The sequence below is a fragment of the Scytonema hofmannii PCC 7110 genome, from assembly GCF_000346485.2.
Classification (GTDB): Bacteria; Cyanobacteriota; Cyanobacteriia; order Cyanobacteriales; family Nostocaceae; genus Scytonema; species Scytonema hofmannii.
In genome coordinates this window covers 2,949,554-2,961,697 of the sequence record NZ_KQ976354.1, presented here as the reverse complement: position 1 = coordinate 2,961,697, position 12,144 = coordinate 2,949,554, and the positions used below count along the sequence as shown (strand labels likewise).

The 12,144-nt window shown below is 41.3% G+C and carries 6 protein-coding genes; 3 read left to right on the top strand and 3 right to left on the bottom strand.

Annotation, left to right across the window (positions count from 1 at the left end; genetic code table 11):
* The gene (locus WA1_RS12675) at positions 1 to 897 is read right to left on the bottom strand and encodes an alpha/beta fold hydrolase (protein ID WP_017745111.1); all 897 of its coding nucleotides are present in this window, start codon (positions 895 to 897) and stop codon (positions 1 to 3) included.
* Between the two features lie 571 nt (positions 898 to 1,468).
* Here WA1_RS12675 and WA1_RS12670 point away from each other — a divergent pair.
* On the top strand, positions 1,469 to 2,071 hold the full coding sequence (locus WA1_RS12670; protein ID WP_017745110.1) for a hypothetical protein: 603 nt from the start codon (positions 1,469 to 1,471) through the stop codon (positions 2,069 to 2,071).
* 67 nt (positions 2,072 to 2,138) lie between these two features.
* On the opposite strand, the gene ftsE is transcribed toward WA1_RS12670, so the two are convergent.
* Complete coding sequence (ftsE, locus tag WA1_RS12665; protein ID WP_017745109.1) at positions 2,139 to 2,891, bottom strand: cell division ATP-binding protein FtsE; 753 nt, start codon at positions 2,889 to 2,891, stop codon at positions 2,139 to 2,141.
* Positions 2,892 to 3,206: 315 nt separating this feature from the next.
* Positions 3,207 to 3,962 carry a WecB/TagA/CpsF family glycosyltransferase gene (locus WA1_RS12660; protein WP_026134848.1) on the bottom strand — a complete coding sequence of 252 codons (756 nt, stop codon included), beginning with the start codon at positions 3,960 to 3,962 and terminating at the stop codon, positions 3,207 to 3,209.
* A 537-nt stretch (positions 3,963 to 4,499) separates the two neighbouring features.
* On the opposite strand from WA1_RS12660, the gene WA1_RS12655 reads away from it, so the two are divergent.
* Both WA1_RS12655 and WA1_RS12650 read left to right on the top strand, forming a co-directional pair.
* Positions 4,500 to 10,424 (top strand): hybrid sensor histidine kinase/response regulator, encoded by a 5,925-nt coding sequence (locus WA1_RS12655; RefSeq protein ID WP_066612864.1) that lies wholly within the window; start codon positions 4,500 to 4,502, stop codon positions 10,422 to 10,424.
* On the top strand, positions 10,424 to 11,974 hold the full coding sequence (locus WA1_RS12650; RefSeq protein WP_017745106.1) for a hybrid sensor histidine kinase/response regulator: 1,551 nt from the start codon (positions 10,424 to 10,426) through the stop codon (positions 11,972 to 11,974). The genes WA1_RS12655 and WA1_RS12650 overlap by 1 nt, the downstream gene beginning before the upstream one ends.
* Positions 11,975 to 12,144 lie beyond the last annotated feature (170 nt).

Below are 12,144 nucleotides of genomic sequence, written 5' to 3'. Positions count from 1 at the left end.
TTAAACCGATGACTGGTCTAAAACTGGCAAAAATTTTCGGATTAAACCAATTGTCACTGCAGGTAGTTCTAACTGCGGTGTCAATCCCACATCATCTAGTTGTTGAAAAATCCGAATGGCTTTCGGATTCATTTGGGCAAAGCGCCGACCAATTTCAGGACCTGTAAATTCAGACTTTCGCCCCCAAATAATTGCACTCGGAGTTGTTAGTTGTTGAATGTAGAGTGATAAATCAAAGGATAAATCCCCACGCACAAAAGACAGGGCTGCATACGCTGCATTGGGTTGCTGTGCGGATTCCAAGTAAGCATTAACAATTTCCTCATATACCCGATTTGGTTGGGCAAATTGCCTTCTCTCTAAGAAACTGCGAATACCTCCACTTGTTGCAATTCCCGTGTTGTAAAGCAATGTGTCAACTATAGGGATACTGACTATCTGGGCAAAGATACTGCGGGAATAATCTTCACCAAAGTCAGCAAGTCCTGCAGGTGTCGTAAGAATGAGGGATTTGAATAATTCAGGATGAGCGATCGCAACTCTGATTGTAAACCCTGCCGTCAGAGAAGAAGCGATGACTGTTACGGCGCGAGCGCAAGTTTTTTGTAAAAATTCCCGGATAGTATCTAAATAGTTCTCAATTCTATAACTTTGTGCCGGATGTTCCGATCTGCCCCAACCTATCAAATCTGGTGCAATGATTCGATACTCAGCTGCAAATGCTGGGTAAACTTTTGACCACTCATAGGCAGAAGATCCACCGCCAAAACCGTGCAAAAACACTAAAGTTTCCTTTTCCGTGTTATTTTCCCAAGGCTTACCTTCATTAGTATAGTAAGTCATTATACCTAATGAAGTCATTGTAGAACGTTGCTCAAATCCCAGTGGTTGATACATAAATTTTGGTTAGTTGTTAGTTGTTAGTTGTTAGTGGGAACTATTAACCACTAACAACTAACTTACTTCTAGTGTTTCATTCCGATCTCAACTCTGACCTACCTCTTTAGGAAGATGCAATCTACCTACTACTTATTGGAATCTAAAATACATCTATAAAATCTATACACCATATTACTTATAACTAATATTTATTTTTTCTACCTAGAAAGGTTTTTAAGTCAACAAACTCTATTATATCAATCTATATACTGGTAGCACATGAAACTTAAGGTTGAAGTTAGTCAGTAACTTTTTGTGTTAGCCTTTCAGAAACATTACTGATATTCGTGTACGTCCTAGATAATGTAAATGGTTGTTTAAATTGGTCATTGGTCACTGGTCATTGGTCACTGGTCACTGGTCATTGGTCACTGATTGAAGGAAGTAGATAAAGAAAAGGTAAAGTCTAACAGATGAAGACTTCATCGTTTATAGTCCAAAGCTTTGCCTTGATTTCATATTTCATACTTTTCACTTCATTCTTCAGATGACATTCTATGTAATTAATAATCTAACTGTTCTCTAAAAAATGACAAGGCGGGGTGTCGTGGTAAAGCAGGCTAGTCTTCACTTAGAACAAAAGCTGAGTTTAGAAGACCGTAAATTTACTATTAACGACTTTGATTTCCCAAATCAAATTGTAGACTCTACTTCACAGGGTCAAAGAAAATCAACTGTAAAGAATGAGGTAGTTGATGTACCTACCTGTATCTATTTAAATTTGGAGGATTTAAGATGTTTTGAAGTTGTAGAGCGGCAGTACGAGCAGTGGGGCGTCATATTTAACAATTGTATAGCAATACAACCATCAAACCCAGCATTTCCCACCCATTCTGGTTTGATGGTATTGATGGGAGCTCCTAAAAGCGGGTTTTTAGAAGCCACTTTTTTACATCCCGTTCACTTTGTAAGTGCTTTTGTCACAAGTTCACAACGGCTTTTAATGTCAGCATACGATCGCGAAAATCAAATGCTCACTCAAACAGTACTTCCTGGGGCTAACCTTGCCAATTCTGATGAGACTGCATCTCCCAATACCTTACTATCTGTATCAGACACTGGCATTCACCGTGTCACTTTTAGCGCTTTCGACGGTCAATTTACTCTTGATGACTTTAGTTTTTGTTATTAGTTAGTTGTTGGTTGTTAGTTGTTAGTTGCTAGTTGTGGGTAGACAAATAACCACTAACCACTAACCACTAACATTTTCTATATAATCTTCCATGTTGAACTTGAACTACAGGACGGTTGCATCGCCGCACTAACTGCTCGTCATGAGTTGTGACAATTACCGTGGCTCCAAAAGAATTTAATTTTTGGAGAATTTGCATAACTTGCCAAGAATTATCCGGATCGAGGTTTCCAGTTGGCTCATCTGCCAGAATAATTGGTGGCGTTGCTACTATTGCTCTGGCTATGCTAACTCGTTGTTGCTCGCCTCCAGAAAGTTGGTCGGGAAAACAGTCTGCTTTGGAAAGCAAACCCACTACTTTCAAAGTAGGTTCTAAACGTCGTTGAATCTCTTTACGGGTATATCCCTGAGCTTGTAACACAACTGTTATGTTCTCCGCCACTGTTCTTTGTGGAATCAATTTATAGTCTTGAAACACAATGCCAATGCAACGCCGAATTATTGATAAGCCATCGCCTCGTAAATTTGTTACGTCGCATCCATTAATAATCACGCGTCCTTGTGTGGGTTTCTCATCGCCATAAAGCATTTTTAAAAGAGTGGATTTACCAGAACCACTAGATCCTGTGACGAATAAGAATTCTCCCTTTTTGATCTCTAAATTCACGTCTACAAGAGCGTGACAGCCGTTAGTGTAGGTTTTTGAGACAGATCGCAATTGTACTACCACCGCAGTCGTATCATTGGGCTGTTGAGTTTTGCTGTCTTGAGCCTGTACAGATTGGTCAGTCGTTTCTTTAGTTGTTACAGCAGTTTTCATGAAGCGCAAACACTCCTCATACCATTTTGGATTTTAGATTTTGGATTTTAGATTGTGAAAGTCTTACAGAGACTTAATTTCACTCAAAGATGTGTCGCATTCTTTCTTCAAATTGGTACTTTATGTAATCTACTAGGGTTACAGTTTTATAAAGCCGTAAAGGATTCATAAAGATAACAATAGAAGTCAGTACAAAATAAGTATTCCCAGGTTTTGCCTGGGAATATCAAAATAAAGAATTAAATTAGTTAGTGGATAGTGGATAGTGGTTGGTAGACAACTAACAACTAACAACTAACAACTAACAACTATCCACTATCCACTAACTAATGAACGAAAAAACCTGTAAACGAAGGCTTTGATGGCAAATTCCGGCAAAGCTAACATTCTCCGCCAGCGCCAAGGTTCTTGGTAGAGTCGGTACAGCCATTCTAAATTGTTATCTCCCAACCAAGCAGGAGCGCGGGTTTTCAAACCCGACCAAATATCCAAACTGCCACCAACACCAATCCATAATGCATTGGGACACAAATGGCGGTTTTGAGCAATCCACAACTCTTGACGCGGAACTCCTAAACCAACAAAAATTAATTGTGGCTGTAGTTGGGCAAGAGTTTGCCGCAACTGTTCTTCCTCTTCTTGTGAATGGAAGCCGCAATGACTACCTGCTATATTTAAATTTGGGATTTGAGAAGTCCAAAATTCCGACGCTTTCTCAGCTACCCCAGGTGCTCCACCATAGAAAAATACTTTTGCGTTGGAGTTCGTTTTCCCAAGTTCTCGCAACAGTGCTTCTGCTAGTTCGATACCTGGGATTCTTTGAACATTCTGCCACAACAGCCACTGCAAATAAAGAACTACCCCTGCTCCATCAGGAATGACTAGATCGGCATTCTGAATAACCTTAGCAAGGGGGGAGTGTCGCTCTGCTTGCATAGTCATTTCTGCATTGAGCGTTACCACATGAGTTCCTTGACTCTGTTGCAGGCGATCGATCAACCAGCTTGGATAGTTAGTCATCACATGAACTGGTAGCCCTAATATTGAAAACGCTTTCTTGCGTTCAGACATAGCTTATTTTATATGAGCTTTACAGCAAATTATATAGAACAATAGCGAAGCCAAGTTAATTCTGTAAGCCTTAGCTCGAATTCTAAAACAAAGATTGACTCTTTGGCAGAAGGAGCAGTGCTTGCAGAATAAAACTTTAACCTCATTTTTCTCAGAAATTTTTTCTTGTCCGGCAATTTTAGCGCAAACAGCCTCACATCGAACACGTTCAGTAGAGCGCTAACTTTTGTTACTAGTACTCAAATACACTGATTTTGAGAGGCTGCTAGATCCCCGACTTCTTGAAGAAGTCGGGGATCTAGACCAACTTAACCCATCAAGCGACTTCCAAATACAAAAATCTCCCAAAATTTCTTGTAGTGCGGGCGTCTCACCCGCCACTTAATATTTCTAAATGTTGAGCTTTATTTAGCTGTAGAGAATTTTTTGACTGGTTGGGAATGCTAAATAAAGTACCTCATTGTCCTGTTATTGACAGTGGTAACTAATGCTCATTAGCCTCATGCCCAGTTTATTCTATTACTCAGGCTTAGAAAAATGATATCTGCTCTTCCCGGTTACAACTTTATTGAAGCCCTGCATGAAGGCGTCAATACCGTTATTTATCGTGCTTTCAAGCAGTCGGATCAAACCCTTGTGATTGTTAAAGCCCTCAAAGCGGAGTATCCCAGCCTCGAAGAGCTAACCCGACTAAGACATGAATATAAAATATTAAAACTTTTATTAGATATAGAAGGAATTGTTGAACCAATAGCTTTAGAAAATCATTATAACGGTCTAGCCCTAATTTTGGCAGATTTTGGTGCAGAATCTCTGAAAAAGTATATTAGCGATTGCCAATTATCATTAACCGAATTTCTCACAATAGCCATTCAGCTAGCATCCGCTCTCACTCAACTGCATCAAGCCAAGATTATTCATAAAGATATTAAACCTCATAATATCGTCATTAACCCAGAAACCGGGCAAGTTAAAATCATCGACTTCAGCATTGCATCGCGTTTAGAAAAAGAAAATCAAAGCATCAGCAATCCCAATTTACTAGAAGGCTCTCTCGCCTATATGTCACCGGAGCAAACTGGACGGATGAATCGGTCAATTGACTACCGTACCGACTTCTATTCTTTAGGCGTTACCTTTTATCAAATGCTAACAGGTTCCCTGCCCTTTAATGCCACTGACCCTCTGGAATTTGTTCATTGCCATATTGCAAAAACACCAATACCGCCTCAAGAGCTAAATCCAAAAATTCCCCCAGCGGTTTCTGACATTGTCATGAAATTGTTAGCTAAAACTGCTGAAGATAGATATCAAAGCTCTCTAGGACTAAAAGCTGATTTAGAAACCTGTCTCACTCAGTTGCAGACAGATGGAGAGATTTCCCACTTTATTGTCGGTCAGCTAGATTCATACAGCCAATTTTCCATCCCGCAAAAACTCTACGGACGGGAAATAGAAGTTGCTACTTTATTAGAAGCATTCGATCGCGTCAGTTCTGGTACTACGGAAATGATGCTAGTTTCTGGTTACTCAGGGATCGGTAAATCATGCTTAGTTCACGAAGTTCACAAACCAATTGTGCGCCAGAGGGGTTATTTTATCTCTGGTAAATTTGACCAGTTCAAGCGGAATATTCCTTATGCTTCCTTGATTCAAGCATTCCAGGAATTGATGCGCCAACTACTCACAGAAACCGATGACCAAATTGCCGTTTGGAAATCCAAACTTTTAGAAGCCCTCGGCTCTAACGGTCAAGTCATTATTGATGTTATTCCCGAAGTAGAACGAATTATTGGCTCGCAGTCAGTCGTTCCTCAATTAGGTCCATCAGAATCCCAAAACAGATTTAATCGGGTGTTTCAGCAATTCATTCATGTATTTAGCCAACCCGAACACCCCCTAGTTTTGTTTTTAGATGACTTACAGTGGGCAGATCTGCCTTCCCTCAAGCTGATCCAGCTCATTATGACCGATCCCGATAGTCAATATCTATTGCTGATTGGAGCATATCGAGATAACGAAGTCAGTGCAACTCATCCGTTAATCTTGACCTTGGAGGAGATTCAAAACACCGGAGCGATTGTGAATAACATCATCCTCAGGTTTTTGGATATCGCTCATGTCAGCCAGTTAGTCGCTGATACTCTTCGCAGTGAAATTTCCAAGGCAAAACCGCTGGCTGAGTTAGTTTTTAATAAAACCCAAGGCAACCCGTTTTTCTTAACTCAGACCCTCAAATCTCTTTATCAAGAAAACTTGTTGTCGTTTGACTTTGAGCAAGGTATTTGGCAATGGAACATTGAGGTTCTTCTAGGCATTAGTATAACTGATAATGTCATCGAATTGATGGTTAGTCAAATTCAAAAATTGTCACAAAATACGCAAAATGTTTTGAAGCTAGCTGCCTGCGTAGGGGACAAATTTAGTTTAGATGTACTGGCGATCGTCAATGAAAAATCTCAGTCAGAAACGGCATTAGATTTGTGGGAAGCACTGCAAGCAGGTCTAGTTCTGCCCCTGAACCAGTCTTATAAAATTCCACTGCTATTTGACCAGGAGACATCTGCAAATTTGCCAGGTGAGACCTTAAAAGTTGCCTACAAGTTTTTGCATGACCGGGTGCAGCAAGCGTCTTATTCTCTCATCCAAGATTCTCATAAAAAACAGACTCACCTAAAAATCGGTGAACTGATCCTGAAACATACCCCGGAAACAGAGATTGAAGAGAACATCTTTGAGATTGTCAACCAATTGAATGTTGGATCTGAATTTATCACCCAGCAGGCTCAAAAAGATCGACTGGCTTCCCTCAACCTAATTGCCGGTAAAAAAGCCAAGGCAGCGATGGCTTATGAACCGACAGTTAAGTATTTAACAACAGGGTTAGAACTCCTCGCAGAAGATAGCTGGGAAACTAACTATGATTTAACGTTGCCTCTGTATACCGAAGCGACGGCTGCAGAATTTTTAAACATCAACTTTGAGCGGGCAAAACTGCTATCTGAGGTGGTTTTGAAACACGCAAAAACTGTCCTCGGTCGAGTCAAGGTTTATGAACTACAGGTGCAGTTTTATATTGCTCAAAACCAGATGCAAGCTGCGTTAGAGGTTGGTCTGCAAGCTCTAGATATGCTGGGTATCTCGCTTTCTAAGGAACCCCCAAGGCAGATGAACCCTGAAGAGCTAGCTAATCTGCCAGAAATGACGGCGGTCGATCGGCTCGCAGCTATGCGGCTCTTAATGCTCATTGCCCCTCCTATTTATTTCGGGGCTCCAGCCATGTTTCCGCAAGTTCCCTTTACAATGATCGCTCTTTCTATTCAATATGGAAATTCACCACTTGCCCCTATTGGCTATGGATTTTATGCCTTGATATTGTGTGGTTCGCCCGCAGGAATTAATTCGGGATATCAATTTGGACAACTAGCTGTGAAGCTGCTCGATCGACTTGAAGCCCGCTCACACAAAGCTCAAATATCAACAATATTTAACGCTCACATCAGACACTGGAAAGAACACGTTAAGGAAACCTTTACCCCTTTGCTTGAGGGAATTCAAAGCGGTCTAGAAACAGGGAATACAGACTGGGCTGGCTACAATTCTTTCTACTATTGCGACCACATATTTTTTGCCGGTCAACCGCTAGAAGGGGTTTATCAGAAGCAGGTGCAACATCTTGATTTAATGCTGAAACTGAAACAAGAAATGCATAGTGCTTATATAAAAGTAGGGATAGTAATAGTATTAAAATTACTCGATGCACCGACAGAAAACTACCGGGTCGATGGCGAAATCTTGAACGAAGAAGAAATCCTACAAAAATTAATTGCTGCCAATCAAGCTACGTTTGTTTTTGCAGCTTATTTGGCAAAAACGATTCGTTTTTATTTATTTAAAGATTACGAAGAATCGGTAAAAAATGCCTCTTCAGGAGAAAAATATGAAGAAGGTGTAACCGGTTTAATGACTGGCGCTGAACACAGTTTTTACTATTCTCTAGCTCTCCTCGCTCAATATCCGGAAGTTTCTCAAAGCCAACAAAAAAACTCCTTGAAACAAGTGGTAAAAAATCAGAAAAAAATGCAGCAGTGGGCTATACATGGACCGATGAATTATCAACATAAGTATGAGTTAGTGGAGGCAGAGAAAGCGCGGGTATTGGGGAAAATTGACAAAGCGATGCAACTTTACGATCGCGCGATCGCAGGAGCTAGAGAACACGGATACATCCAGGAAGAAGCGCTAGCCAATGAACTAGCAGCTGAGTTCTATATCGATCAAGGAAGAGAGAAGTTTGCTAGAGTCTATCTGACCGATGCTCACTATGGCTATATTCGCTGGGGAGCGAAGGCAAAAGTCAAAGACTTGGAAAAAAGATATCCTCAACTATTTCGGATATCAAAGCGAGAAACTGTCAGTACGGACGTAACTCGGATAATTAGCTCTACAGGTGAAAGTGCTTCCGAATCGTTGGATTTAGCCACAGTTATGAAAGCATCTCAAGCTCTTTCTGGAGAAATAGTTTTGGGCAAGTTGCTAGCTAAATTAATGATAATTATGCTAGAAAATGCTGGCGCTCAAATGGGCTACTTAATTTTAGAAAACTCAGGAGATTTGCTAATAGAAGCATCAGGAACAGTAGACAAAACCGATGTAACTGTGCTACAAGGAATTCCAGTATCAACTAGTCAGCAGCTACCAATTTCCTTGATTAATTATGTAGCCCGAACCCAAGAAAATGTTGTCCTCAGCAATGCGACTTGTGATGGAATATTTGCCACAGATACATACATCGCCACTCATCAACCAAAATCTGTTTTATGTACCCCGCTCATCTATCAAGCAAAACTTAGTGGCATCCTTTATTTAGAAAACAATCTCACCATTGGCGCATTTACATCAGATCGCTTAGAAGTCTTACAGATGTTATCCTCTCAAGCGGCGATTTCCATTGATAATGCTCGTCTTTATAAAGACTTAAAATTAGCAAACACTAACTTAGAAGCCAAAGTACAAGAGCGAACTCTGGAGTTACAGGAAAAAAATGTGCATCTGCAAAAAGCTGAAGAAACTGCACAATCTGCTAACCGAGCTAAGAGTGATTTCCTTGCTAACATGAGCCATGAACTGAGAACACCGCTTAATGGCATTTTGGGTTACGCTCAAATCCTCATGCGAGACAAAAGTTTAACCAACTCACAAAAAGATAGTGTAGGTATTATTCATCAGTGTGGCGACCACCTCTTGAACCTGATCAATGACATTTTAGACCTCTCCAAAATTGAAGCGAGAAAAATGGAACTCCACCCAACGGATTTTCATTTTCCAGAATTTCTAGAAGGCATTGCCGAAATTTGCCGCATCCGCGCCGAACAAAAAGGTATTTGCTTAATTTTTGAACAGATTACTCAACTTCCTACAGGTGTCAAGGCTGATGAAAAACGGTTGCGACAAGTTTTGATTAACTTACTGGGTAATGCCGTTAAGTTTACTGAAACTGGAGGCGTGGCTTTTAAAGTCGGCGATCGCGAAGGGAAAATTCGGTTTCAGGTGGAAGATACAGGAGTTGGCATGGCACCAGAGCAATTAGAAGAGATATTTTTGCCGTTCCAACAGGTAGGCTCTCGCGATCGCAAAGCGGAAGGAACGGGATTGGGACTGGCAATTACCCGCCAATTAGTTCAGATGATGGGTGGTGAAATCCAGGTGAAGAGCAGCGTAGGAAAAGGAAGTGTTTTCTTCTTTGATTTAGATTTGCCTGAAGTTTCTCAATACGCTGATGTTGTCAAAGAAGAGAAACGAACTATTCAAGGTTTTAAAGGCCATAAGCGGAAGGTGATCGTGGCAGATGACAGACCAGAAAATCGCTCACTTTTAGTCAAGATGCTATCACCTTTAGGATTTGAAATTGTGCAAGCAATAGATGGTCAGGATTGCCTTAATAAGGCATCTGAATGGAATCCCGATTGTATCTTGATGGACTTGATGATGCCTCAAATGAGCGGCTTGGAAGCGACTCGTCGGCTGAGGCGATCGCCAGAACTCAAGAATGCGATCGTGATTGGTACTTCTGCCAGCGTTTTTGATTTCGATATTAACAAAAGTAAAGAGGCAGGTTGCAATGATTTTCTACCTAAGCCAATCCGGATAACAGAGCTTTTAGAAAAGTTACAGATACACTTAGAACTAGAATGGATTTATGAAGAGGGTGAACCTCAAGTCTGTCAAAGTAACACAGAAGAAAATTCTCAGCAATCACTGGTGGCTCCCCCAGTAGAAGAAGTTGCGGCTCTGTTGAATTTAGCAATGAAAGGCGATCTCAAAGGTATTGTAGAGCGAGTGGCCCACTTAGAAGAATTGGATGTTAAATATGCCACTTTTTCTTCAGAGTTGCGTCAATTAGCTAAAGGTTTTCAAGTTAAAAAAATTCGTGAACTTCTCAAAAATATAGGAATAAACTAATGAGTCTTTCAAACATTGAAAATGGCATTATCTTAATTGTTGATGACAACCCTACAAATTTAGGAGTGTTATTCGATTTCTTGGCTGATTCTGGCTTTCAAGTGTTAGTGGCACAGGATGGCGAGGATGCAATTGAGCAGGTTGAATATGCTCTTCCCGATCTCATTTTGTTAGATATACTCATGCCCGGAATGGACGGCTTTGAAACTTGCCAGCACTTGAAAGCAAAAGAATCAACTAAAGACATCCCCGTAATTTTTATGACGGCGCTTTCTGAGACAGTAGATAAGGTCAGAGGGTTGAATCTTGGGGCGGTGGATTACATCACTAAGCCGCTTCAGCATGAAGAGGTTTTAGCCCGTGTCAAAATCCATTTAAGCATACGAAATCTAACTAAGAGACTGCAAGAACAAAATGTACATCTGGCGCAGGAAATTCAAGAGCGAACTAAGGCAGAGAATGCACTCTTAAAACTGACATCTGAGTTAGAAGAACGGGTGACAGAAAGGACTGCTGCTCTTGGGCAATCTAATCAGCTGCTGCAAGAGGAAATCCAAGAGCGCATTTGTACAGAGCAAGCATTGCAAGAATCAGAAGCACGCTATCGAGAACAAGCCAATCAGCTTGAAGTTGCCTTTCGTCAACTTCAAGAAACTCAAAGCCAACTGGTTCATAGTGAAAAAATGTCCAGTCTGGGGCAATTGGTGGCGGGTGTTGCTCATGAAATTAACAATCCCGTCAACTTCATCTATGGGAATCTGACTCATGCTTATCAATATACCCAAGACTTGCTCGAACTCTTAAACCTCTATGCCAAGTACACTCCCTCACCAGTACCTGAAATTCAGAAGCTGACTGAGGCGATAGATTTAGAATTTCTGAGTGAAGATCTGCCCAAATTGCTGAGTTCGATGAAGGTTGGGGCTGACCGCATCCGCGAAATTATTCAGTCATTAAGGATTTTTTCCCGCGTGGATGAAGCCCAAATGAAGCCAGTGGATATTCACGCTGGGCTAGATAGCACGCTGCTAATTTTGCACAATCGGTTCAAAGCCAGTTCTAACCAGCTAGGCATTCAACTCGTCAAAGACTATGGCAACCTACCGCTTGTGGAGTGCTATGCGGGACAACTCAACCAAGTGTTTATGAATCTACTGGCGAATGCAATTGATGCTTTGGAGGAGTACGACAAACAGCGATCGCCCCAAGAAATTTACTTTTGTCGCAGCACGATTCGGATTCGCACCGAAGTCACTGACAATGAGTTTGTGACTATTTGGATTGGCGATACTGGTCCCGGTATGACTGAGGAAGTACGCGATCGCCTATTTGACCCCTTCTTTACGACAAAACCCTTAGGTAGAGGGACGGGTTTAGGCTTGTCGATCAGCCACCAAATTGTTGTCTCCAAACATGGTGGTGAGATCGTGTGTTTTTCAGCACCTGGGCAGGGAACAGAGTTTATGATTAAAATTCCGACGCGATCGGCACCTTCTAAAACTGGCTGCCATAACACGCAGATGCAGGAGTTAAAAGCAATGATAGTTTGACGACTCCCTTGGCTTTAGCCACAGGGTTTTCAACCTTTTTCCTTATAAACTTTAGGGGTTTGGGTAGTTGCAGTCAATCCAGCCTACATATCTCAAATTCTTAGCTATAAGGTCAGCACCCCGCACTAAAGTGATGCGGCTTCGCGCCCTCTAACTTTAATGAAATAGTT

Coding starts and splice junctions, on each gene's coding strand:
- WA1_RS12655 (WP_066612864.1), top strand. CDS start 4,500: ATGATATCTGCTCTTCCCGGTTACAACTTTATTGAAGCCCTGCATGAA.
- WA1_RS12650 (WP_017745106.1), top strand. CDS start 10,424: ATGAGTCTTTCAAACATTGAAAATGGCATTATCTTAATTGTTGATGAC.
- WA1_RS12660 (WP_026134848.1), bottom strand. CDS start 3,962: ATGTCTGAACGCAAGAAAGCGTTTTCAATATTAGGGCTACCAGTTCAT.
- WA1_RS12675 (WP_017745111.1), bottom strand. CDS start 897: ATGTATCAACCACTGGGATTTGAGCAACGTTCTACAATGACTTCATTA.
- WA1_RS12670 (WP_017745110.1), top strand. CDS start 1,469: ATGACAAGGCGGGGTGTCGTGGTAAAGCAGGCTAGTCTTCACTTAGAA.
- ftsE (WP_017745109.1), bottom strand. CDS start 2,891: ATGAAAACTGCTGTAACAACTAAAGAAACGACTGACCAATCTGTACAG.